Origin of the sequence: Neorhizobium sp. T7_12, from assembly GCF_002968535.1 — a bacterium.
Lineage (GTDB): Bacteria > Pseudomonadota > Alphaproteobacteria > Rhizobiales > Rhizobiaceae > Neorhizobium > Neorhizobium tomejilense.
Genome location: NZ_PVBK01000010.1, coordinates 20,664 through 45,127 on the forward strand (window position 1 = coordinate 20,664; position 24,464 = coordinate 45,127).

Here is a 24,464-nt window from a genome sequence, read left to right on the forward strand (position 1 = left end):
AGGCCAAGCCCATGCTGACAGTCACAATCACAGGCGATGGTCTACGGCGCTTCACGCAGCTATCCAGCGACCTGGGCAGCGGCAAGGCACGCAACCTCTACAGCAGGGCCATCAACGACACAGGCGCCAAGGCCGCGACTGCCACGGGCAGGGCGCTGTCTGACCAGTCTGGGGTATCCAAGAAGGTTGGACGCAAGGCTGTCGCGCGGCGCACGCGATCTACGCCGGCAACGCTGGCCTACGAGATCCGTGTCAAAGGCGGGGAGATCAGGCTGAAGTACTTCAGCGCACGAGAGACCCGCAAGGGCGTGAGCGCTGCACCTCGTAATGCCAGGCAGATATTCAGCGGCACGTTCATGCGTGCAGGCTGGTGGCCTAAGCGTGTGACCAAGCCCAACTGGAATGGTCAGGTGTTCAGGCGAGCAGGTGGTAAGTTCCATGTCGTCCAGTCAGACGTGGTGCTGCCGACCGAAGCCACGTCAGGCCAGACCGCAGAGACCTTCGATCGCGGCAAGAATGCGCTTGATGTACGTGTCTCGCATTACCTGCGCCGCTTGGCAGGTGGGGCCTTGAGCTAGGCGCCGCCATCCGTCGCAGATGATGCGATGAATGAAGAAAAATGCAGAAATATATGAATTATCAGGATATTATCCGATTGACATGCGAGTCGGGGGGTGGTGTAATGGCACGTTGCACATCTGCCACACTCCCCCTATATGGGTCCTCCCAGGCCACCCCCGCCCTGTGCGGGTGGGAAGGCCCCGGCCTCGCGCAGTCTGCAACTTTTTTTCTAGGCCATTTCCTTCTTTTTGGTGACCACGATGAAGTTGACCACGGCGGAGCTTGGCCTGCTGCTAGGGCTAACTACTAGACGCATCAATCAGTTAGCGGAAGAGGGGCTTGTGGTCCGGCTTGGCCACGGCGAGTTCAACGGCCCACAAAGTGTCCAGCGGTATGTCGAGCACGCCTCAAACCGCGGCAAGGACAAAGAAAACCACATCGACAAAGAGCGCGAAGAGGCCCGCCTGAAAAAAGAGCAGGCTGACACGCAGGAATTGAGAAACGCCAAGCTGCGCAAGGAGTTGCTTCCCCTTGAGGAGGTGTCGCGCGTTTGGTCAGAACAGGTCTCTAGCATCCGCAGCGGATTGCTGGCCGTCGTCTCTCGCACCCGGCAAAGGATGTCACTCTCACCCGAGGATGCACTGATCCTTGATGAGGAAATCCGCGATGCAATGACCAAGCTTGCGGATGGAGTTGACATCTATGACGCAGACCTTGGCGACCTTGAAGAAGGTGATGGCGACCCTTCGCCCGCCTCAGAAAATCAATTTGTCCGAGTGGATGGAAAAGGAAATTCGCCTGCCCAGCACGGTGTCAGGCGTACCCGGAAAGATAAAGCTATACGCTCCGCAAAAAGGGATAGCTGACGCGATCGGGGATCCTGCTTATCGGCAGGTCTCCGTTTTGAAGTCGGCGCGTATCGGTTACACGACGGTACTGACCGGCGCCGTTGCCAACTTCGTCGTCAACGACCCATCGCTGATGCTGGTCTATTTGCCGAACGACGACATGGCGAAGTCCTTCGTGACTTCCGACCTCGAGCCGACGTTCGCGGACTCCCCCGTTCTTCAGGGCGTCCTGTCCGGCGACAAGTCATCCGGCGGCAAAGACCGCAGCACCATGCTGATGCGCCAGTTCACTGGCGGCACGCTCAAGATCCTATCGGCGGAAACGCCGCGCAGCTTTCGCGCGCACAATGCCCGCGTGGTGATCATGGACGAAGTCGACGGCATGAAGCCGACGACGGAAGGCCACCCGATCCCGCTGGCAAAGCGACGGACGGCGCAGTTTGCAGATTACAAGTTGATCGTCGGCTCCACGCCGGACGAAGAGGAAACCAGCTATGTCTCTGGCGAATACGCCAAGTCTGACCAGCGCGTTTTTCAGGTTCGCTGCGTCGAATGCGATGATTACAGCGAAGTGCTTTGGGCTGATATCCACTGGCCCGAAGGCCAGCCGGAGAAGGCCGCATGGCACTGCCCGAAGTGCGGGTGCGAGGTAGAGCACAAGCATAAGTCGACAATGGTGCAGCGCGGCCGCTGGCGAGTAACGAAGCCAGAGGTCAAGGGCCACGCGGGCTTCAAGATCAACTCGTTGACCAGCCCGCTGCCTAACGCGGATTGGGGTTTGCTCGCCGAAGAGTTCCTGCTTGCCAAGAACGACCCGCTTCTGCTGAAGCCGTTCGTGAACACCATCCTTGGTGAGGCGTGGCGCACAGGTGGCGACCGCATCGACGAGTTTGCCCTTATGGATTCCGCAGAGCCGTTTGGCTTGGGTGGACCAGAGCAGCAGCCGTTCCCTGAAGATGTCCTGGCCGTCACGGTCGGCATAGACATGCAGGACGACCGCGGCGAGGTGACCTACCTAGGGCATACTGGAGCTGGCGAACTGGTGGTGCTGGACCACGACATCGTCCACGGATCCTACGAGCACGACGAGTTCTGGACCGACATCGATGCAATTGTAAAGCAGCGTTGGCGGCATCCTCTAGGCGGCGAGATTGGCATCGACGCGGTTGCGATCGACTCCAGTAACGGCAACCACATGCCGCATGTCTATGCGTTCGTGAAGCCCAGGCTTCGCCGCAAGATCGTCGCCATCAAGGGCGATGGCGGGCGACGACCGTTCATTCTGCGCTCCAAGACGATGAAGAAGGATCCGCTGTGGATCGTCGGTGTCGACTCCATCAAGGACACCATTCTGAACCGTATTCAGCACGGCAAGATCTTTAGATTTTCGAGGGATCTACCGGAGGTTTGGTACGAGCAGTTTACGGGTGAGCAGGCCGTCGTGAAGATGGATCGTGGTCGCCCCGTCCGGAAGTGGATCCCAGTCCCTGGCAGGCGCAACGAGGCGCTTGACTGCGTCGTATACGCGATTGCCGCCAAGGAACTTGTGACGATCAACTGGACCCAGCGCCGCGAGCAACTTTCGACCGGCCACACCGTGTCGGCGGCAAACGACAACACCCCGCAAGCAAAGCCTCGCAAGGCTAAATCATACTGGCTCTAGGAGGCGGCGATGACTGATAACACTGCACAGATTGCCGCTCTTCGTGATGCCATCGCATCCGGCGCACGCCGCATACAGTTCCGGTCCGGCGGGACGCATCGAGAAGTCGAATACCATTCGCTGACGGACATGATGAAGGCTCTGGAGTGGCTCGAGGCGCAACAGTCGTCTCGTCCGCGGATAACGCGGGTGGCGTTCTAGCATGGCAAAACAAAATCTGTTGGACAGGGCCATCGGGTGGGTTGCTCCATCTGCCGGGGTCAAACGGCTGCGCCAGCGCGCGGCCATCGACATCATGACCCGCGGCTACGATGGCGCAAACCGCGACCGCCTCAACATGGGGTGGCGAACGACCAATGCCAGCGCGCAAGCTGAAGTCGTTGCAGCGGGAACGCTGCTTCGCGACCGAATGCGCGATCTGGTGCGGAACAACCCATATGCGGCCAACGCGATTGCCGTCCTTGTGACGCACGCGGTGGGTGCGGGGATTGTGCCTCGGTCGAAGGACCGGAAGCTCAACGAGCTTTTCGCACAGTGGTTGCGGCAGTGCGATGCGGACGGCCATCTTGGCTTCCATGGCATTGTGTCGCTTGCGACACGCGAGATGCTGGAGTCGGGGACGGGCATCATTCGCCGCCGGCGCCGTCGCGCAGGGGACGGCCTTGCCGTACCGTTGCAATTGCAGGTGCTGGAGGTCGATCACCTCGATGCCGCAAAGAACGGCGATCTGACCAATGGTCGTCGCGGTGTTCTCGGCATCGAGTATGACTTGCTCGGCAAAACAACTGCCTACTGGATGTTTCCGCAGCATCCCGGCAACACGTCGCTCTATTCCACCACGTCGATGACGTCGGTTCCGGTTCCATCCGACGACGTTGCTTTCGCCTTCGTGAAGCAGCGCGCCGGACAGCCTCTTGGTGTTCCGTGGGGTCATGCGGTGATTTCCTCCCTGCATACCCTGGCGGCATACGAAGAGGCCGAACTGATCCGTAAGCGGCTTGAAGCCTGCATGGTTGGCGTCGTTACTGGCGGCGACGAAGAGGCTGGCGTCGGCATTGTTCTAGGCGAGAACGAAGTGCCTGGCATATACAATAACGACGGGGAGATCGTCGAGAAGGTTGAGCCCGGTACGATCTACCACGCCCGCGGCGGACGGGACATCAAGTTCTCGCAGCCTGCGGCAACAGCCGGGTACGACGCTTACAAGACTTCGATGCTGCACACTATTGCGGCTGGCTTCCATGTCCCGCATGCGCTGCTAACCGGCAGGCTTGACAAGGTGAATTACTCCTCCAGCAAGGTCGGTCTCGAGACGTTCAAGCGTACGATCGACGATCTTCAGTGGCAAGTCATCATCCCGATGATTTGCCAACCGCTGTGGGACTGGTTCTGCGAGGCGGCCTACTTCGCCGGCAAGAGCAAGTCGATGAAGGTGCCTGTTGAATGGTCGCCGCCGAGGTTCCCGTCTGCCGACGAGGCCAAGGATGTTGCTGCGCGCGTCGCGGCAATGCGCTCCGGTCTTCTTAATCCTATGGTTGCGATTGCCGAGACTGGCTACACGCCAGACGAGGTCATTGCCGGCTACGTCGAGTGGCACAAGATGCTGGACGACAAGGGCCTGGTTTTCGACTCGGACCCGCGACGAATGTCGCAAGCCGGCCAGACCCAGCAAGACACAGGCGGCGAAGACGCTGACAACGCCGGCGCTTCCGGCAATGGCGAGGACATCTCATGAATGAGAAAATGGTCAACCTCCCGAAGTTCGGGAGGTCAGCCGAGGTGCGGTCTGCGTCGTTTGACGAGGCAGACAACACCATCGAAGTTATCTGGACCACTGGCGCCGCCGTGCGGCGATGGTCCTGGCGTTCCGAACGCTACTATCAGGAAGTGCTTGAGGTGACCCCCAAGTCGGTGCGCCTCGAACGGCTTAACGCCGGGGCTCCCTTCCTGAATACACACAGCGATTGGGACTTGAGTGATATCATCGGTTCGGTGGTCCCCGGTTCCGCTCGCGTTGAGGGCGGCAAGGGATACGCGAAGGTCAAACTTTCGCGAGCCGATGAAGACAAAGCCATCGTCGAGAAGATCCGCGATGGCATCATCCGCAACATCTCCGTTGGTTACGCTATCCATAAGGTCGTGAAGACCGACGCGCACGGCGATGGGACCGACGAGGAGTGGCGCGTCGTGGATTGGGAGCCGCTGGAGATTTCCGCGGTGCCAGTCCCCGCTGACGCAGGCAGTCAGATTCGCAAGGAGGCGCTCACCATGGCGCCTTGCGAGTTTGTCAGTGAAACGGCCACCGGCCAAAACGACGCTCGCCGCATTCGCATGTCGATGCGCCAGCGCCAGACCGTGGCTTAGCCCGGCCAACTTAATAAGGAAGCAACAATGACCCTTCGTGAGAAGCTGGCCCTGCTCGAAAAGCGCGCCGCTGGCAAACTGGCAGAAATCAAGGACGACACCGCAGCCGACGCTGCGCGCGCAATCGAAAAGGATCACGAAAAGATCCTGGCAGAGATTGCCGACGTCCGTAAGCAGATCAAGGACGCTGACGATGCCGAAGACTCGCGTCAGACCGAAAAGCCGGTAGACGTTGCCGTCGAAATCCGCAAAGCGCTCGACGCTGAGCAGAAGCGCGTTTCCGAGATCCGCAAACTGGCAAAAGACGCAGGCGCATCCGAGCTCGGTGACGAGCACATCGATGGCCGCAAGTCGGTCGATGAATTTCGCACCGCACTGCTGGAGAAACTGATGGCCCGTGAGGCACCCTCGATCGACAACCGCAGCCCCGCTCGCGTTGGCGAAGAGCACCACGAGAAGCGAGCCGCTGTTATGTCGGAAGCCCTTCAGCATCGTGTCGATCCGACCACCAAGCTGACCGACGGCGCCCGCGAATACCGCGGCTTTACGTTGATGGACATGGCCCGCGAGGCTTTGGAACTGCGCGGTGAAAGGACCCGCGGCCTTTCCCGTGATGAGATCGCAGCCCGCGCGCTTGCGCAGCGTTCCGGTTACATGAGCACATCTGACTTCCCGGTCATCCTCGGCAACGTGGTCAACACGTCGCTCCGCGCAGGCTACGAGCAGGCTCCGCAGACGTTTCGTCCGCTGGTTCGCGAAGTGCCGGCCGCTGACTTCAAGGCTATCAACCGTGCGCAGCTTGGCGGCAGCGGCGGCTTCCAGAAGGTCAACGAGTCCGGCGAATACAAGCGCGGTTCGCTCGTTGAATCGAAAGAAAGCTACAGCATCGCGACCTATGGTGAGGTCATCGCCATCACCCGGCGCGTTATCATCAACGACGACATGAATACGTTTGGTCGTATCCCGCAGATCCTCGGCCAGCAGGCTGCACAGCTTGAGTCCGATCTCGTCTGGTATCAGATCCTGTCCAACCCGACCATGGGCGATAGCGTCGCTCTGTTCCACGCCACGCACAAGAACCTGCCGACGGCCGCTGCATTCGGCGTTGCGTCGCTCGGCGTTGCCCGTGCCCAGATGGCGAAGCAGGTTGATCTTGACGGCAAGACCGTCCTGAACATCCGCCCGCAGTACCTCATCGTGCCGGTTGCTCTCGAGACAACCGCCGAGCAGGAACTGAAGTCGATCTTCTATGCCGACTCTTCCAACAAGGTGGCCACGGCTTCCATGCGCTCACTGGAGATCATTGCGGAGGCTCGCCTCGACAACGGTATCGACAACAAGACCGTCGGCGCCGCTGCCGCAGGTTCGGCTACCGCCTGGTATCTCGCCGCAAGCCCGAGCCAGGTAGACACGGTAGAAATCGCGTACCTCGAAGGCAACCGCGGCCTGTTCAGCGAAACCCGCAACGGCTTTGACGTCGACGGTCTCGAAGTCAAGGCTCGCCTTGAAGTCGGCGCAAAGGCCATGGATCACCGCGGCCTCCTGAAAAATGCAGGCGCCTAATCAATAGGGGCGGCTTCGGCCGCCCGCATTCTTCAAGGAGATTGAGATGAAAAACTATATCCAGCCGGGAAGCACCGTCACCGTTGCGGCCCCTGCAAACGTCCTTTCGGGCGCAGGCGTTCTCGTCGGCACGCTATTCGGCGTTGCTTGCGGTGATGCGCTGTACGCCGCTGACGTCGAGATCAAGACCGATGGCGTGTTCGAATTGAACAAGCTTTCCGCGCAGGCGTGGACCGTCGGCGCCGCGATCTATTGGGACAACACCGCCAAGGAATGCACGACCGTCACCACGTCGAACACCCTTATCGGCAAGGCCCTCGCAGTCGCTGCCAACCCGTCCTCGACGGGCATCGTTCGTCTGAACGGCTGACATCATGGTCAACTGGCGGACTTTAGAGGCGAGGGTTGACGGTGTTATCGGCGCGACCTTCGGCGAACAGGTCCGCCATCACCCAATGAAGAACGGGGTGGCTGATACCGGCCGCCCCATTACCTTGCTGAATGGCGTTCTGCATACGCCATCGCCGGAAGGCACAATCAACATTGCCGCTGGCCTGGTCAGCACGATGGTGTCCGCAGAAGCCGCGCTTGTGGTCGAGCGGTCGAAATATCCGGCGATTGTCTTCCACAAGGGGGACCGTATCAAAGGCATGGACCTGCCGGGCCAGCCGTTCTGGGAAGTGAAGTCGGTCAATGACCGATATTCGTCGATCCTGGTGCTGGCGCTTAATCAGGTTTGACACCAAGAGGCCAACCATGTCCCTGAACCGCATCGCAGCCCGCATTGCCGCGGTGCAGGCCCTGAAGGGCCGGACACTGGTTGGTGACAACGTCCTTGACAGCCAGATTGGCGCGCTTGATATCGCAGCCGACGGCACGTTGCGGACTGATGAGGACCGCCCGTTCATCTCGGTCTACACCGACGCGGCGAAGTCGCAAGACAATCCCTTGCGGGGTTTCGTGGCGAACGGTTCGACCGAATTCCTGTTTGAGATGGGCGTCACGGCGGCACACGTCGAGACTGACCCAGACTCTGGCGAAAGCGTTATTTATCCCGGCATTCCGGCGACCGACGCCTCTTTTGAATTCCTTCTGGACATCGTCGCGCGCCAAATCGGCGACGCATTGACCGATCCCGCCAATGAGTGGGCAGAGATTTTCCGCAGGTTCCACTTCGGCAACGAAATGGTGGAGCGTGCGCGCACAAGCAACGAGGGCGGCGGGGCAAAGCTTGCCGCACAGCAGTTGAAGTTGACCGTGACGCTGTTCGCGGATCCAGTGCGAGGCATGCCTTTGGGCGACAATACGCCTCTGGCACTTTTCTTTGCAAAAGCTGAGACCGTTCCTGAGTTGACGGAATGGATCGCGCTGATGCAGGCGCAGTTAGCCGGCGCGGAATACGATTGGCAGACGCTGCTGCGTCGCTATGGCATAACTCGGTCTGAAGGCGACAACCTGCGGATAACGCCGGCTGAGGGTGCTGAGGCTGATGTTAATGTGACTGAGATCGACGCTGCTCCTGCGGAGGTGGTTGGGTGATACCTCGCGATTTCAAGGAGTTTGTACTCGACACCAAGTACCGCATTGCCGAACTAGAGCGGCGCGCCAGGAATCGTCGGCGTAAGGGTACGGTCGCCGAGATCGGCACGGGCGACAAGGCTGGCCGATACAAGGTTCAACTTTCGGAGCAGGGCGAAACGCCTTACCTGTCTGACTGGATCAAGCCAAGGCAGATTGCCGCCGCCGGCGTCAAGATCGACGTCCTCTATAGCCAGGGCGAGCAGGTCGACGTGGTTTCCGAAAGCGGCGACCTGACGGACGCGCAAATCGACTTCTCGACCTACAGCGACGACAACCAGCGTGTGAACACGGATAGCCCGTTCCACATCAAGATCGGCGACACGGTTATTACGGCCAGCGGCGGTGAAGTGACGATCACGGCGGCCAACATCAAACTCGTTGGTGACGTCAAGATTGAAGGCCCCGTCGTTATTGAAGGACCCGTCCTCACCCACAACGGCAAGAACATCGGGTCCGATCACGAGCACATCGAAGTGGTCCGCGGCTTGCAAAACACCGGCCCACCCGAATAGGGAACCCACCATGAAACAGTACACGACACGGATTGACTGCGAAGTCGCAGGACAGTGGCGCGTGGCCGGTTCTCCGTTTGAGTTGACCGACGCACAAGCTTTCCAGCTAACGCCGCCACACGGAAACGTCGTGGCGCTGTGGGTGCCTCCAGCAAAGACGACGATAGTCACGAAGGGCGAACCACATGACCGACTCGGCAGGAATAAGCGCCGTAACCGGCAGACCGCTGACTGACTGGGAACACACGCAGCAGTCCGTCGGCAAGATTGTTCAGACCGCTATTGGCTCGCGCGTGATGCACCGTGACTTCGGCTCCGGTCTTCCGGATCTGGTCGACACCAAGATGATCCGACAAAACATCCTCGCCGCCTATTCCGCCGTCGCCGCTGCCATTGAGAAGTGGGAACCGCGCTACAGAATGCGGCGCGGAAGCGTGACCACAGTCGACGCCGATGGGCGAATCGCAATGATCATCCAAGGCACGTATTTCCCGCGCGGACACCTCAGCGACTATTCGGTTGCCGAAGACAAGACGGCGCGGGTGGCCTTCACGATATAACCGGCCTCGGGCCGCCATAATGGAGGCCGACATTGGTTGACCTATCAACGCTGCCGACTCCGCAGGTCATTCAGAATCTAGACTACGAAGCTCTGGTGACGCGCCAGAAACAGACGTTTCAGACGCTCTGGACGGCTGTTCGGGCTGCCAATCCGGATCTGGATTTGCCGCAATATGACGTGGCGATGCTACAAACAGACCCGGTTATGATTGTCATACAGGCAAACGCATACCGGGAACTTGGCGAACGAGCCCGCATCAATGATGCTGCGAGGGCCAACCTGCTGGGATACGCTACGGGTTCCGACCTCGACGCGGTCGCGGCCGATCACGGCGTGACGCGCCTGACTGGCGAAAGCGACAAGGCACTTCGCGAGCGCATTGTGCTTGCCGACCAAGGCAGATCCACCGCTGGAGCTGAAGAGTGGTACGAATTCCACGCTCGCTCGGTTGATGCCGACATTCGCGACGTGGCCGTCTATCGCACGGGCACTGGTCCCGAGCTTGAGATTGCAGTCCTGACAACGAGCGGCGGCGGGACGCCAACGACCGAATTATTGGCCGAGATCACGGCGGCGGTAGATAATCCAGCCGTTCGGTCCATAAACGACATTGTTACAGTCGTGCCTGCCGTAAAGACTACGGTGAACGTGGCCGCTGAAATCTGGCTTCTGCCGGAAGCGCCTATGACTGTTTTTGAGGGCCTGTCCGCAGGCCTTGCCGCAGCGTTGGCCGACGAGGGCGGGATCGGGTTCGACGTCAACAGGTCGTGGCTGGTCTCAAGGCTAAGCCCCGGCGGCGTTTCGAAAGTCAACCTGACGGCGCCAGCCAATGACGTGGTTATGGACAACTTCAGCGCTGCGGCGCTGGGCACGGTAAGCCTGACCTTCATGGGGAGATCGCGGTGACATTCTCGACCGTTCTGCCGTCAACCAGCACGACGGTCTTTGAATACACCTTGGAGCACGCTACCGATTTTGCCGACGAGGTTTCGCCGGCAATTCAGGAGATCCACGGCATCAAATACGCGCGGCCGCTCAATGTGACTGTCGCACCTTGGCTTGTCCACGAATACGGCCTCGGTCCTATTTCGCAATTCTTCGCCACGATCGAGGATACGATCGACGAAGGCAGGCCATGGCAACGCCTACGCGGCACGCCAGCAGCCGTCACGACCGCGCTTGGCTGGCTCGATTACACTTCAATCTTCATTGAAGACCAAGTCCGCGGCAGGCGCCGCTGGCATCTATATCAGATCGGCATGGGTGAACTGCCCGGCTCCGACGAAGTCAATCGGCTGATGAGCGCCGAATATCTTGCTGGCCTGTCTGACCCGGCGCGCTCCTACTTCTGGCGTGGCTATCACGGCTACGACGTCCGCGGCCACGTTTACGGGCGGTCCCGGTGGGGACGTTCGATGTGGGGCGACTCAAGCGGCGTCCGACTGCCCGGCGGCAAGGTGAAGTGGTCGCATGGGCGGTCGCATCTCGTTGACGCCACAGCCGAAGCCGGAAAAGCCGCTGACCTTGCCGTCTCTTATACAGATGGCGACCCGCTGACATGGTTGCCGACAATCACATGGGCCGCACCCGGCGTCACATGGGAAGGCGTCACAGATGCCAGGGTTCTGAAGTCATGGCTGATGCGTCAGAAGACGGCCTATATTGGCGTATTCGACGCCGACGGCGACGCCATTGGTTATGCCGCGGTCTTGCGCGAGGTGCGCGACATCACTGACTACGAAGACGTGTCCGACACTGTCGAGCTTGTCTATGAGGCATCTATCGCATTTGGTGCGGCTTCCGGCGATGCCGCATCTGTTGCGGTCGTTTTCGGTGGCCAGTCAACGGCGAACAAGCCCGCGAAACCCTGGCTATCCCCGGCTGAGATCGATTTTCCTGACGGAGACATCCACGTCGGCACGACCGCTGCGGTTTTCTCTTTCCAGAGGACGATACGCGAGCACGTCGTCATCCACCTCACCATTTAAATCCACATCGAGGGCTGTATGAGCACCTACGTTTTTGATCCGGATGTCAATCCGGAGCTCGCGCGCGTGCGCGATCGCTTTGCCGACCGCCCGAACAATGACCGCGTTTACTTCGGTGAAGGCGACCTTTCGCAAGGCGCCGACCTGAATGAAGCCTTCTCCATCGAATCAGCCAAGCGCAAGGGGATCGCAAACCTTATCGCCAGCGATGGCGATCGCATTGAAGGCGCTGACGTGATCGTCGATGTTGATGCGGAGACGGTTACCGTCACTGGAGGCGAACTTTATATCGACGGCGCGCGCCGGTTGGTTGCCGAGTCGGTATTGACCAGCGTTCCGATGACGGGCGACGTGAAGATTGGCGTTCGCTCGGCCACGACCATTGTGACCGCAGAAGACGACGCCATCTATCTTGGCTTGGTCGAAGCCGCAGAAGAAAGCTACGGCGAGCCTGGCGGCGTTCGCACCGTCGTCACGTATGCGTGGGCATTTGACACGGATGCAGGGGAGGGCGACTTCTACCAGTACGTCACGTTGCGAGACGGCGTCATCATTTCGCAGGACGCGCCACCGACCCTTTCTGGCGTCCAACAGCAGATCGCCATCTACGACTACGACGCGCACGAAAACTACGTCGTTCGCGGCTGCATCGTTTCGGCGCTTGGCCTGGATAGCGGCAAGCAGGTCTTCTCCATCGGAGAGGGCACTGCCAACATCATGGGCTTCAAGCGCAACCGCCCGACGTCCTCGCGTTATTCCGAAACGGAAGCGCCGGACACTGGCACGGTCGACGCTGAGCCGCACACCTTTGAAGATGGCGGCACAGGCACGGCGGTTATCACCGTTCGTCGGGCGCCAATCTCTTCAATCGTTTCGGCCATCGTCACAAAACAGCGGACGGTTACCCTCACAAAGGGCGTGACGAACAGCCTTGACGCTTTGCCTGACGACTCGGTCACGGCCATCATCTCTGTCGTGCAGGGAGCGACCACCTACGTCGCCACGACCGACTACGTCCGTAGTGGCGACTCCGTGAGCTGGGCACCTGCCGGTGCAGAGCCGGCCACCTCATCGACCTATGACGTCACCTACCGCTATCTGGACGCAGTGACGCCAGCAGCTATCACCGACGCCACTGTCTCACTGACGGGTGGCGTTACGGGCACGACCGTGCTGCTTGGCTACACCAACAAGCTGCCGCGTGCCGACAGGCTCTGCCTCGACCGCGACGGCAACGTGGTTTACCTGAAGGGGCTATCCGCTCCATCACAGCCGCAGCCACCACAGGTGCCGAAGACGCTTCTGTCGCTGGCTACGATCAATAACGACTGGTTCGGCACGCCGACTGTCACCAATGACGGGATTCGCGCCTACTCGTTCGAGAAGATCGACCGGCTCTACAACAACGTGCTTGACCTGTTCAACCAGGTATCCCTGCAAAAACAGACCGTCGACATCAATGCACGGGCACCCGCAGGGCGCACCGGCATTTTCAGCGATCCGTTGCTGAACGACGATTTCCGCGATGCGGGTGAGGCTCAAAATGGGGCGGTTTTCAATGGCTCGTTCCAGATTCCGATTGTCCCGACGTTTCAGGAGATCGACGCCGGAGCGACGCTGACGCTACCTTATACGGACGTTTTGACCATTGGTCAGGAGCTTGTTTCCGGCTGCGTCAAAATCAACCCTTACATGTCGTTTGCGCCGCTTCCTGCCGTTCTTCAGATCGTTCCGGCGCAGGATTTTTGGACTGAGCAGGAGACCGTTTGGCTTTCGGCTCAGACTCAAATCTTCGGTTCCGGCAATTCAGAGCGCGTCACCAACTCGCAGGTCTTGAGCAACACCAGAACCGCACCGCTGCGCTTCCTGCGCCAGATTTCGGTGGCTTTCACAATCAGGCAGTTTGGCCCAGGCGAAACGCTGGACGAGCTGACGTTTGACGGCATCGACGTCAACCCGGGCAGCCTTGTTGCAGACGGTGATGGCGTGGTGTCTGGCACTTTCTCCATTCCGGAGAATGTGACATCTGGTGCGAAGGCTGTCGTGGCAGTCGGCGGGTCTGGCACTCGTTGCTCGGCGCGCTTTACCGGTGAAGGCCGGATGGAGCGGATAGAGCTTCAGCAGGTCACAACCGTTCAGCGCTTCCAGAGCGTTCCGCCTGAGCGGAATAACTGGGTAGACACGGGCGGCGGCACGACCGATGGAACTGGTGGCAGCACCGACCCGCAAGCACAGTCTTTTGTGCTCACGGAAGGGCGCCACGTCAGCAGCGTCGAAATCAAATTCTGCGCCATTGGTGACCGCGACGAGCCTGTAATCATAGAGTTCGTGACGGTCGACAACGGATTCCCGACCACGGAGATCATTGCGCAGACCGAAATCGACATGCAGTCGGTCCTGACTGGCACATGGACGAAGTTCCCATTTCCCGTGCCGTTCTTCCTTCCGGCGGGGCAGATGTTCGCGTTCGTGGTCAAGACGAATGACCCGGATCACAGCATATCCGTTGCGGATCGTGGCGCGTTCGACGCCCTGAACCAGCAGTGGATTGCGGCGCAGCCGTACACCGTCGGCACGCGGTTTAGCTCGAGTAACGCGGTTAGTTGGACGGTCCACCAGGATTCGGACATCACGTTCCGTCTGAACTGCGCAGCGTTTGCTCCAACAACGCTGACAGTCGCCCTAGGCACCTACGCCGTAACAGACGTCTCTGACGTCCTCGTGCGCGCCGATGTGTTCCTTCCGACGGAGGCGACTTCGGTTGTCTTCGAACTGGTCTTTGGAGGCGAGCCCCCGGTTCGTGTCCTTCCCGACCAGGTATGGGAGCGCACATCGTTCTTCACGGGCAACCTAACTGTTCGGGCCATCCTTACGGGAGCCGCAACGGTATCGCCTGTTGTCGGTCGCGACATCCTGCTGGTACTCGGCACGATGCAGGATGAGGGCGTCTACGTCAGCCGCGGCTTCACCTTCGGCGCAGATGTGCGGCTCGACGTCATTGCCTCCACCAAGCTTCCTGTTGGCTCTTCGCTGACCGTGGAGACGGATGCGCTGAACGACGTGTGGGGGGCGGTCAGCCAGACTTTGGCTGCGCCGATCGACCTCGGCTTCATCGAGCGGACTTACAGCGACGCGAGTGTGGCGGCGCCCTTGGGTGGCCGCATCAAGCTGACGTTGACCGGCACGCCGGCGGCACGACCAAGCGTGGCCGATCTGCGGGCCTTCACGGTCTAACTTCAAGGGAATTGATATGCCGACGTTGAACACCACGCCAAACCGGGCGTATCCGGAGCCCTTTGTTGGAAATGATCTGGCAACTGACGTAGGGCGGATCATCGCCGCCCTACGCGACATTGACACGGATGTGTCCGACGCCTTCGCACAGATCGTTGTCAAGGCCGGGCTGGTTTCCCCTGCATTCACGGGGACGCCGACAGCGCCAACGGCTACGCCTGGCGATGGCAGCAACAAGATAGCCAATACCGCCTTCGTCAGCGCCGCCTTGGCCGACCTAATCGTCCTGTTGGAGGCGGCCATTGCCCTCAAGGCAGATGCTGCGGCTACGACTGCTTCTTTTGCGGCTACGACTGCTGCTTTGGCTGATAAGGCAGCCCTGCTGTCTTCTGGTACAAGCGACAACGCCTTCGACGATGCTGATGAACTGGCATACGTCACCGCCACCACGCAAAAGCGTGGGACGTTGGCAGGGCTGATCAGCAGCATTTTCAAGACAGCGCGGACGATTACTAACGCGCAGTTTGCATCCTCTTCCTTCAAGCTGTTCAACGCGGCTGGCACTCCGAGCGCGCTGACGTTCAATACGGAATCCCTGACGGCGGATCGGGTCGTTACCTGGCCAAACCGAGCCTTTCCGGCCGGCAAGGAAATGGAATTTTTGGGGACAACCACGCTCACCGGCGGGACGTTCCAAGGATTGAATACCATCCCCTTTGAGGTCAATCATGTTCGGGTGCTATATGAAATTACGGCCAGCGCGGCCGCCGAGCTATTCATGCGGCTCGGAACCGGTGTTGGCGTGGTCCTCTCTGGATATAATGGCGCCACTGCTACGATCGCGGCCAGCACCGTCGGAATGACGGCTTACACTACGGGTATATATTTAAGCCGCACGGCACTTGCGGGTCCATACATCGGTGTTCTGGACCTCTACCGCGAAAACGACGGTGGTGCGGGAGCGGATTGGTTTACGGTGGGGCAGGGAAGAACAGCGGTTGGCCTCAGTCAAATTACCGACAAGGTTACCCTTAATCAAAATCTCACCTCACTTACTTTTACCACCACCGCGGGCACGGCCACGTTGACCGGTGAGGTTCACGTTTGGATTGGCTACTGACCAGCAAAAAGACCGGCACCTCCGCGCCGGAGGCTTCACTATCCCTGTCGCCGCCACAGACCCCGCCCTCCACTGCGCGGGCAACAACCACCTAAATCGCCCCACCACCACACAAGAAGGAGGCCGCATTGGCTGACCTATCGTACTTCCATGGCGTCCAGCTTAATGAAAGCGCGGACTCGCCTTCCTTGCTGCGTATCAGCAACTTCGGCCTGACCTTCATCAACGGCACGGCGCCAGATGCCGATGCTGCTGCATTTCCGCTCAACACCCCGACCTACGTCACCAGCATGGCGCAGGCCAGTTTGCTTGGCGATGAAGGCACGCTGCTTGCTGACATCGCGACGGTGTTTGGCGAGGGCGGCTCGGCCGTTATTGTCAACCGCGTCGAAGACGACGAAGATGCGGACGTGGCGCAGGCCAACCTCATTGGTGACGCAGCCGCGCGCACCGGTCTTTACGCCGCACTGAAGGCGAAGTCACTGCTTGGCGTTCAGCCGCGCGTCATCGTGACTGCCGGCGACACGGGCGCTTACATCGAAGACGGTGTCATCTCGGTAACGGTCACGAACGGCGGGGCGGACTACACGTCTGTTCCCTCCGTAACGTTCTCCGGTTCCGGCGATGCTGCCGCGACTGCCGCCATCAACAAGCATAAGGTGTCGTCGATCGCAATCACCAACGCGGGCGCCGACTATGCAACCGCACCGACGATTGCAATCGCAGCGCCTCCGGCCGGTGGTGTACAGGCAGCCGCGACGGCTACCGTCTCCGGTGGCCTGATTACCGCCATCACGATGAACAACAAGGGCAGCGGCTACGTCACTGCACCTGCGGTCACCGTTTCCGGCGGCGGCGGTTCTGGCGCAATCCTGACCGCCGTGCTTGGTGGCCCCATCACAGGCGTGACGGTCTCCGAGCCCGGCGACAGTTACGGCGCGGCACCTACGGTTTCCTTATTCGGTGGCGGCGGGTCCGGCGGTGCGGCTGTTGCCAATATCGGCGATGCGGCCAGCCCCTTCATCTCTGCGCTCAACGTCGTATGCCCGCAGATCCGCGCACGCGCCTACATCAGCGGCCCGAACACGACCAACGCAGAAGCAATCCGCTTCCGCAACACGGTCAATGGCGGACGCATCCTGGTTATCGACCCGAAGGGCATCAAGAACGTCGCCGGCACTCCGGTAACCGTTCCTATCGCCCCGGTCTTTGCCGGCGTCCGCGCTCGCGTCGTGGCCTCGGCTGAAGGCGTCTCCGGCTCGGTCTCCAACAAGATCATCCGTACTCTCGACGGCGTTGCCCGCACTATCGCTTACCCTGCCGACAGCAACTACCTGAACGAAAATCAGGTCTCGACTGTTATCAATGAGCGTGGCGGTCTTCGCACATGGGGTTCGCGCCTGGCGACGGACGTAGCCATCTGGCAGTTCGACTCGGTCAGGGCAACGGCCGACATGATCAATGAGGCTCTGGAAGACATCTACTTCCAGTGGGTCGACAAGAAGTTGACGCTCGGCAACCTGAAGATGATGATTGAAGACGGCAACGCCGCACTGCGAGTGTTCGCCGCCAACGATGACATCCTCGGCGGACGTGTATGGCTCGGCGATCAGAATGCGCCCACCACCAATGCCAACGGCCAGATTTTCCTGAATGTCGAGTTCGAGCCTGTCGGCATCATGGAACAAATCAAGATTACGACCCACCGCAACATCCTGTATTACCAGCTTCTGTTGGACGAGGTACGCGGCGCGATCGACAACGGCCCGCTGACGCTGGCAGCCTAAAGGAATCCTGAATTATGGCGAATAACCTTCCCAGCTTCCTGCTGCGAGACTGCATGCTATGGGCTGACCGCACGCTCAAGATTGGCCAGATCGGGGACATCACGCCCCCGGTCCCGGCCGCCAAGGTCGACGAAATGCGCAACGCCGGCATGATCAAGCCGCGCGAAGTCCACATGGGCTACGAGAAGCTGGAATTCAGCTTCAAGATGCCCGGGCTTGACCCGCAGACGCTGAAGCTCTTCGGTCTCGCACCGGGGACCGAAAACCCGTTCATGATCACTGGCGCCCTCGTCGACGAGGATGGCTCGGAGCACTCCGCAGTCATGACCCTTCGCGGCTTCCTGAAGCAGGCTGATGCCGGCACATGGAAGGGCGGCGACCAGGCCGAAAACGACTACACGGTCAGCGTCAACTACTACAAGCTCGAGATCGATGGCGATCCAATCTACGAGATCGATGACTTCGACATCAAGGTCGGAGGCGTCTCGCAGCGCCAGGGCATCCGCAACGCTTTGCTGCTGTAACAGCGAGACAAACACGACGGCGGGCAACCAACCCGCCGCCCACACCACGCTCTTTTGAGGAGACAAAGATGACCACCATTACGCTTTCAAAGCCCGTTGAGCACAACGGCACAACCTATTCTGCACTGACCTTCCGTGAAGCCACCATCGGCGACCTTATCGTTGGCGACGCTGTGACCGGCGAATTGACGAAGACCATGGCTGTGCTGGCGTCGATCTCCGACACGCCGCTTCCTGCCTTCAAGAAGATCCGTGCCAAAGACCTGACGGCTATCATGAAGGCGACCGCGGACCTTCTGGGAAACGAGCCGGAGCCCACGACTGGCGAATAGTTGCCGGCGTTGTGGCGCATGTACTTTCGACTCCCCTGAGTGAAATCAAGCGCCTGTCTCCCGACGAGGCGCTGGCATGGTTTGACACCGCCGCCGAAATTCTGAAGCAGACGCGGAGCCCATAATGGCCATTCTCAACAGCACGCTCCGCCTCTCGCTTTTGGACCAGGTGACTGGACGGGCGAAGGCTATCAACAGTTCGCTGAACGGCATCCGGGCAACACAAGGCGCGTTGCTCGGCACGTTCGGGCGCATCGCTGCGTTCGGCGGTGCCTATCTCGGCATCACGCAAGGTCTTCAGACCACAGCCGGTGCGGCAATGGATTTCGAGTCCGCGTTCGCTGACGTCCGCAAGGTCGTCGACGCGACCGACGAGCAGTTTGAAAACATGTCGCGGACGATTCGCCAGATGTCCACGGTACTGCCGATCGCATCCAAGGACATCGCGGCACTCTTTGCAGCCGCCGGCGAGTCCGGCGTTGCCACGCAGGATCTGAAGGCGTTCTCCGAGATGGCGGCCCGCGTGGGCATCGCCTTCGATCTTGGCGCTGGAGAGGCCGGCGAGGCGCTTGCCAAGCTGAAGACACAGCTTGGTCTCACGGTTCCGGAGACCGGCGACCTGGCCGACGCCATCAACCACCTATCGAACAACATGGCGTCCAAGGCCAAGGACGTCACGGACTATATGCTCCGGGTCGGCGCTCTCGCCGAGATGGGCGGCTTTGCCAAGGAAGAGATCGCGGCCATCGGCTCGGCCATGATCGCGGCTGGTGCGCAGTCTGAGACGGCTGGCACGGCTATGCAAAATGTCGTCAAGGCCCTGACACGCGGCAAGTTCGCGAAGAAGGAGCAGCGAGACGCCGCCAAGGCGCTTGGGCTGGATCTCCCGACCATCGCGAAGCAGATGCAGAAGGATGCGCCGAAAGCGCTGAAAACCGTGCTTAAGGCAATCGGCAAGGCGCCCAAAGACCAGCATATCGCGCTACTCAGTCAGTTCTTTGGCGACGAGGCGAAAGCCTTCGCACCGCTGATCGGCAACATCGGGCTGCTTGACCAGGCGCTGAACAGCGTCGGCGACAAGACGAAATACGCCGGGTCAGCCTACAAGGAATACGTGGCGCGCGCCAACACCACGGCGAACGTGCTGCAACTGCTTCAAAATAAGTTCGCCGAACTTGGGATGTCCATGGGTGACCGGATGCTTCCCAAGATCAGGGAGGCGGCACTTGGCATTGGCGACGTTATCGATTCGCTAGGCGCGCGGGCGCACATCTTTGCGCAGATGGATGCGGCAACGCAGGGATTCCTCAAGGGCTTCGGCGTAGACGGTGGCATTCGCGATCTGATCAATGATCTTGGCGACCTCCTGTTTGGCGCTGAAGACGGATCCGCCGCGGCGGATAAGATCGGCCTTATATTCGTTAAGTTCCGCAAATGGGGCGAGGACATCAGGTCGCTGACGTCGGCCATCGCTGAAAACCCCATAGCCAGGTTCTTCGCGGATCTTGCGCCGTATGGGTTTCAAATCATGCTGTGGTCGACAGGCATCCTGATGCTGGCCGGCACCATTCGTAAGCTCGCCGCCGCGATGATGTTCTTGTCAGGGGCGTCAACCATCATTGGCGCGCTGAAGGCGGCAGGGACTCTTGCTGCGATCGTCGGTGGTGGCGGTGTACCAGGAAAGCCAGGCGGAGGTGGCCAACCTCCCGCCGCTGGAGGCGGCGGCCTTAAGCCACTCCTGCTCGGGCTCGGTCGACTTGGGACGTTTGGTGCTGCCATTGGCGGAGCCTACACGGTCGCCAAAGAGTCATACACGGGCGATACTTCCTATGCGCGCGGGCAATCTATCATGCCGTCACCGACTGACCTTGCGCACGCAATCGGGTCGGCAATTGCAAACATGCCGGCGCAGTCGCCGCAAGCCGCTGTGGTTGCGCAGATGGCCATGGACGCTGCCAAGGCGGCGCGTGCGATGGGCATAGGTGGGAACACCACAGACACACTGCCGGGTAAAACTGCGGACGACATTGGCGACACGCGCATCGACAGCGGCAGCATCGCCGCAATGACGCAGCCATCGGGCGTCCAGCAGGTGCAGGAAGTCAATCGTGTGCCACCGAACGTCACCGTGCACGCGCCAATCACCATCACCGGCGTATCGGATCCGCAGGCAGCAGCGGGTGCCGCTGCAAGCCAGTTGGGCACTATCAGTCGGAATGCTTACGAGTCGTCGTTTAGCGATTAGGCGATGAACCCACTTCTCTTCGCAACACGGAGGGACCTGTGTGCGGCTGGCCGCTAAGCGCGATGGACCCATTCTGCCAATGCTAACTTCATGACAGTTGGTCATGAGAGCCTGCCGGCAACCCTCGGCGGGCTTTACAAATTTGTCAACAGGAGACGCCATGTCCGGACCAACCGCGATGGCTCTTGGGCCTTATGCATTCGAGGCGATCGGCTTCGGCTACGACGGCATGTCCCGCAAGGTGCAGACTCCGTGGGCAGAGGTCAAGGTGGCGCAGACGCTCGACCAGATGCAATGGGTTGGGCCAACCTCGGAAGAGGTCAGCATCAAAGGCGTGCTTTTTCCAGCGCAGAATGGAGGGCAGTCTTCCCTGGACGGCATCATTGCCGCAGCGAATGCGGGCCAAGTCCTGATGCTGGTGTCTGGCGATGCCACGCTCGGCACGATCCACGGTCGATTCACCATTCAGTCCGTCGACGAGGACAAGAGCTTTTTCACCGCCTACGGCGAGGCGAGGCGTAACTCCTACACCATCACACTGAAGCGATACGGCCAAAACGACAGTGGCGGCGGGTCTACCGGCGGCATTCTTTCGCCAATCCTCAATCTGTTCGGGTGATGAACCATGGCAACGCGCTACACGACCAGGCAAGGCCAGACGGTCGATCTGGTCTGCCTCGACCACTACGGGCGGACGGCCGGCGTCACAGAGACGGTGCTCGACGCCAACCCCGGCCTTGCTGCTCTGGGGCCGAATCTCCCCAACGGCACTATCATTGTTTTGCCGGATATCCAGACAATGCCGCCAGCGCGCGAACTCGTGCAACTTTGGGAGTAACCAATGCGCCCGAAGATTGAAATCACTATCGACGGCCAGTCCGTCGCCGGCGGCTTCTACGAGAGGCTGGTTTCCGCGTCCGTCACGGACAACGATGGCGGCGAGGCCGACACGTTTGAAATGGAACTGAACGACGGGCCGCCACAGATGCTGGCAATTCCTCGCACCGGAGCCGTCGTCGATATCCGTATAGGCTACGGCACACTGCGCAGCCTTGGCCAGTTTACGGTCGACAAGGTGACGTGCAAGTGCCTGCCGTTCGGCATGTCGATCTCTGGCAAGTCCGCGGACCTGCGCAGCGGCAAGCTGAAGGAACGCCAGGAACGAAGCTGGGAAGGCAAGACCGTCAAGGAGATCGTCGATGATGTGGCCAGAGAAAGCGATCTCCAGGCCAGCGTGGACAAATCCATTGGCGCCCATGTCTACGACTGGTTTGCGCAGCAGGACGAATCGAACATCCACTTTCTAAGCCGACTGGCGGAGCGCCACAACGCCCTGTTTGCCGTGAAGGCTGGCCGCTTGGTGTTCTCTGCCAAGGGGTCCGGCAATGCATCGACCGGCGCTTTCGTCGGCTCGGTGGTCGTCAGCCCACCACGGATCGTCGAAGGCTCATGCACATTCGAGGCCAACGACCGGACCAAATACAGCAAGGTGGTCGCCTATTATCAGGACAAGGACCAAGCCAAGCGCGTCGAGATCGAAGCCGATAGCGACGAAGATGGCGATAGCGTCTACCGCATCCCCGAACCGTTCTCAAGCGTCGAGGAAGCCGATAAGGCCGCGCAATCCAAAGCCAAAGATCTGAAGCGCGGGGAGGGCTCTGCCTCGGTCACGGTGGTGGGCGACACGGCAATCGTTGCTGGTGCGCCGCTATTGTTTCAGGGCGTTCGTCCCGGCCTTGATGGCGTGCCTTACGTCATCAGCACAGTCACGCACGCCTTCAGCAAGTCAGGCTACACCACGGCCATCAGCGCCAAGCTCTACGACGGCAAGTCCGGCGGAGAGAAGGACGGGTCGTCTGGAAATGGCGGCGGCGACGGCGAAGGCGGCGGCAGCAGCACACCTGCCAAGGACGCGCCTGCAGGGACGCCGGCAACGCCTGACCTGTGGAATCAGACGCGGCGCTACGGCAGCACAGACGACAACTAGGGCAACGGCCATGCTCCACGACTTGATTGCAAACTTCAGCCGGATGGCTTGCTCCGTAACGGGTGGGCCGTCCGGCAAGACACTGTGCTTGCGCGCTGCGATGCGGTGGGGCGACGACTGCTTGTTTTGCCGTCTTGTCGGACAGGTCATGGGAGAGCCGCATCATTGCGCCGACGAGCTATCGGCCCGCGACATCTATGAGCGGGCCAAAGGATCAAGAAAATGAAATTCATTCCTGACTGGCGCCGGGTACTTCGGCGCGCCTGGCGGCCCGTCCGCGCCTGGCTGATTCCGGATGCCGGGTCGGTCGTCAAGCGCGCATGGTCGCTGCGGCTCATTGAGCTCGCGGCCGTCGCCGACATCATCCTCAACTTCGTGCCCTTCATTGCGGATTTCATTCCGTGGTGGGTGACGCTGGCGCTGCTCGGCGGCGCCTGGATAGCGCGGCATGTGGCGCAGCCAAAGGAGAAAACCATTGCCAGTGAATAAGATTTTGGCGACGAAGCGGGCCGGCAAGCTGATTGCAGGCGTGGCTGCGGCAGCCGTCGCCGGTATGGTGGCGATATTCCCAGGCCAGCCCAACGTCCACGATGACACGGCGCTCGCAATCAAGATCATGCAGCCATGGGAAGGCAGACATCTCATCGCCTACCTCGACACCCTTCCGACGAAGCCTGTCTACACGATCTGCGATGGCGACACGACCGACGTCCGTAAGGGCATGGTCGAGACGCCCGTGGGCTGTGACAAGCGCACAGCAGGCAAGCTCGAGCGAGATTACCGGCCGCATCTCGTTAAGTGCGTGCGCAACTGGGACAAGGCGCCGCTCAGTTGGCGCGGTTCCATGCTGACGCTCGCCTGGAACGTAGGCGCCGGCGCGACATGCAATTCGACGGCTGTCCGCATCGTCAATGACGCCGCGCGTCTCAGGGCGGAACCGAACTATCGCCTAAGCTGCGAAGCTGCCACGGCCTTCAACAAGGCAGGCGGCGTCCGTCTCCGAGGACTCGTCAATCGTCGCGAGATGGGTGATGCCACCCGCCCGGGCGAGGCCGAGGTATGCGTTACGGGGTTGCCCGCATGATTGCCTTCCTCCTAAGCCCCGTGGGGCGCTGGCTGGCGGGCGCTGTGGCTGCGCTTGCGCTGCTGCTTGGGGCCTACACCTATGTCGACCACAAAGGCTACCAGCGAGCCGCTGCTCACTACGAACAGCAGATTGCCGCCACCGCCGCCGCTCTCGCCGAAGCCGACGCCAACGAACAGCGCCGGCAGACGATCACCAACAATGCGGCCAAGCAGCGGGAGGCCGCAGCCATCGCCGCTCTCGAATCCGCCGAAGCCGACAACCTAGAACTCCGAAGGAGGCTGGCCAGTGAAGCTCAGCAAGATCCTGATGCTGACCGCGTTGCCATTGGTGATGCTGGGGTGCAGCGTATCAACAAGATCCGTTAGTCCGGTGAAGCCGCCTGTGCTGGCCGCTCCGGATAGCAAGTTGCTGAAGGCGTGCGGGTTGCCGGTTGACCTAGGCAACAAGCCGCTGACGCAGTCTCAGGTAGAGGGTCTGTGGATCTCGGATCGATCGGCGCTGCTGGA

At 60.4% G+C, this 24,464-nt stretch carries 26 protein-coding genes; all 26 read left to right on the forward strand.

Going from position 1 to position 24,464, the window contains the following annotated elements:
• The first annotated feature begins 11 nt into the window (after nt 1–11).
• Complete coding sequence (locus tag C5J26_RS20210; RefSeq protein ID WP_105403405.1) at nt 12–578, forward strand: hypothetical protein; 567 nt, start codon at nt 12–14, stop codon at nt 576–578.
• Between the two features lie 243 nt (nt 579–821).
• Nucleotides 822–1,427, forward strand: a complete 606-nt coding sequence (locus C5J26_RS33275; RefSeq protein WP_245441221.1) for a hypothetical protein — start codon at nt 822–824, stop codon at nt 1,425–1,427.
• The gene (locus tag C5J26_RS20215; RefSeq protein ID WP_245441234.1) at nt 1,342–3,072 is read left to right on the forward strand and encodes a phage terminase large subunit family protein; all 1,731 of its coding nucleotides are present in this window, start codon (nt 1,342–1,344) and stop codon (nt 3,070–3,072) included. Before C5J26_RS33275 ends, C5J26_RS20215 begins: the two co-directional genes overlap by 86 nt.
• A gap of 9 nt (nt 3,073–3,081) precedes the next feature.
• Nucleotides 3,082–3,273 carry a phage head-tail joining protein gene (locus C5J26_RS20220; RefSeq protein WP_105403406.1) on the forward strand — a complete coding sequence of 64 codons (192 nt, stop codon included), beginning with the start codon at nt 3,082–3,084 and terminating at the stop codon, nt 3,271–3,273.
• Between the two features lies 1 nt (nt 3,274).
• Complete coding sequence (locus C5J26_RS20225) at nt 3,275–4,807, forward strand: phage portal protein (protein ID WP_105403407.1); 1,533 nt, start codon at nt 3,275–3,277, stop codon at nt 4,805–4,807.
• Nucleotides 4,804–5,436 (forward strand): HK97 family phage prohead protease, encoded by a 633-nt coding sequence (locus tag C5J26_RS33280; RefSeq protein ID WP_245441222.1) that lies wholly within the window; start codon nt 4,804–4,806, stop codon nt 5,434–5,436. Before C5J26_RS20225 ends, C5J26_RS33280 begins: the two co-directional genes overlap by 4 nt.
• 27 nt (nt 5,437–5,463) lie before the next feature.
• Nucleotides 5,464–6,999, forward strand: coding sequence for a hypothetical protein (locus C5J26_RS20230; RefSeq protein ID WP_245441223.1), 1,536 nt, complete (start codon nt 5,464–5,466; stop codon nt 6,997–6,999).
• Nucleotides 7,000–7,045: 46 nt separating this feature from the next.
• Complete coding sequence (locus tag C5J26_RS20235; protein ID WP_105403408.1) at nt 7,046–7,369, forward strand: DUF2190 family protein; 324 nt, start codon at nt 7,046–7,048, stop codon at nt 7,367–7,369.
• A gap of 4 nt (nt 7,370–7,373) precedes the next feature.
• Nucleotides 7,374–7,739: a hypothetical protein gene (locus tag C5J26_RS20240; protein WP_172745960.1), complete on the forward strand. Its 366-nt coding sequence runs from the start codon at nt 7,374–7,376 to the stop codon at nt 7,737–7,739.
• 16 nt (nt 7,740–7,755) lie between these two features.
• Entirely contained in the window at nt 7,756–8,538 is a 783-nt protein-coding gene (locus C5J26_RS20245; protein WP_105403410.1) for a hypothetical protein, read from the forward strand.
• The gene (locus C5J26_RS20250) at nt 8,535–9,092 is read left to right on the forward strand and encodes a hypothetical protein (RefSeq protein WP_245441224.1); all 558 of its coding nucleotides are present in this window, start codon (nt 8,535–8,537) and stop codon (nt 9,090–9,092) included. The genes C5J26_RS20245 and C5J26_RS20250 overlap by 4 nt, the downstream gene beginning before the upstream one ends.
• Nucleotides 9,093–9,277: 185 nt before the next feature.
• Nucleotides 9,278–9,652 carry a GPW/gp25 family protein gene (locus C5J26_RS20260; RefSeq protein WP_105403412.1) on the forward strand — a complete coding sequence of 125 codons (375 nt, stop codon included), beginning with the start codon at nt 9,278–9,280 and terminating at the stop codon, nt 9,650–9,652.
• Nucleotides 9,653–9,684: 32 nt separating this feature from the next.
• Complete coding sequence (locus C5J26_RS20265; protein WP_105403413.1) at nt 9,685–10,560, forward strand: baseplate J/gp47 family protein; 876 nt, start codon at nt 9,685–9,687, stop codon at nt 10,558–10,560.
• The gene (locus tag C5J26_RS20270) at nt 10,557–11,642 is read left to right on the forward strand and encodes a phage tail protein (protein ID WP_105403414.1); all 1,086 of its coding nucleotides are present in this window, start codon (nt 10,557–10,559) and stop codon (nt 11,640–11,642) included. Before C5J26_RS20265 ends, C5J26_RS20270 begins: the two co-directional genes overlap by 4 nt.
• An 18-nt stretch (nt 11,643–11,660) precedes the next feature.
• On the forward strand, nt 11,661–14,876 hold the full coding sequence (locus tag C5J26_RS20275; protein WP_105403415.1) for a DUF4815 domain-containing protein: 3,216 nt from the start codon (nt 11,661–11,663) through the stop codon (nt 14,874–14,876).
• Between the two features lie 16 nt (nt 14,877–14,892).
• Entirely contained in the window at nt 14,893–15,996 is a 1,104-nt protein-coding gene (locus C5J26_RS20280; RefSeq protein ID WP_105403416.1) for a hypothetical protein, read from the forward strand.
• Nucleotides 15,997–16,124: 128 nt separating this feature from the next.
• A complete protein-coding gene (locus C5J26_RS20285; RefSeq protein WP_172745962.1) occupies nt 16,125–17,783 on the forward strand; it encodes a phage tail protein in 1,659 nt (552 codons plus the stop codon).
• A 14-nt stretch (nt 17,784–17,797) separates the two neighbouring features.
• On the forward strand, nt 17,798–18,307 hold the full coding sequence (locus tag C5J26_RS20290) for a phage major tail tube protein (protein WP_105403417.1): 510 nt from the start codon (nt 17,798–17,800) through the stop codon (nt 18,305–18,307).
• A 68-nt stretch (nt 18,308–18,375) separates the two neighbouring features.
• The gene (locus C5J26_RS20295) at nt 18,376–18,639 is read left to right on the forward strand and encodes a phage tail assembly protein (RefSeq protein WP_105403418.1); all 264 of its coding nucleotides are present in this window, start codon (nt 18,376–18,378) and stop codon (nt 18,637–18,639) included.
• Between the two features lie 124 nt (nt 18,640–18,763).
• Nucleotides 18,764–20,884, forward strand: coding sequence for a phage tail tape measure protein (locus C5J26_RS20300; RefSeq protein ID WP_105403419.1), 2,121 nt, complete (start codon nt 18,764–18,766; stop codon nt 20,882–20,884).
• Between the two features lie 160 nt (nt 20,885–21,044).
• Nucleotides 21,045–21,503 (forward strand): phage tail protein, encoded by a 459-nt coding sequence (locus tag C5J26_RS20305; RefSeq protein ID WP_105403420.1) that lies wholly within the window; start codon nt 21,045–21,047, stop codon nt 21,501–21,503.
• Between the two features lie 6 nt (nt 21,504–21,509).
• Nucleotides 21,510–21,722, forward strand: coding sequence for a tail protein X (locus tag C5J26_RS20310; RefSeq protein WP_105403421.1), 213 nt, complete (start codon nt 21,510–21,512; stop codon nt 21,720–21,722).
• A gap of 3 nt (nt 21,723–21,725) precedes the next feature.
• Nucleotides 21,726–22,871 carry a phage late control D family protein gene (locus C5J26_RS20315; RefSeq protein WP_105403422.1) on the forward strand — a complete coding sequence of 382 codons (1,146 nt, stop codon included), beginning with the start codon at nt 21,726–21,728 and terminating at the stop codon, nt 22,869–22,871.
• A gap of 222 nt (nt 22,872–23,093) precedes the next feature.
• Nucleotides 23,094–23,360 (forward strand): hypothetical protein, encoded by a 267-nt coding sequence (locus C5J26_RS20320; protein ID WP_245441225.1) that lies wholly within the window; start codon nt 23,094–23,096, stop codon nt 23,358–23,360.
• Nucleotides 23,353–23,955: a glycoside hydrolase family protein gene (locus C5J26_RS20325; RefSeq protein WP_245441226.1), complete on the forward strand. Its 603-nt coding sequence runs from the start codon at nt 23,353–23,355 to the stop codon at nt 23,953–23,955. The genes C5J26_RS20320 and C5J26_RS20325 overlap by 8 nt, the downstream gene beginning before the upstream one ends.
• The gene (locus C5J26_RS20330; protein ID WP_172745964.1) at nt 23,952–24,323 is read left to right on the forward strand and encodes a hypothetical protein; all 372 of its coding nucleotides are present in this window, start codon (nt 23,952–23,954) and stop codon (nt 24,321–24,323) included. The genes C5J26_RS20325 and C5J26_RS20330 overlap by 4 nt, the downstream gene beginning before the upstream one ends.
• Nucleotides 24,324–24,464 lie beyond the last annotated feature (141 nt).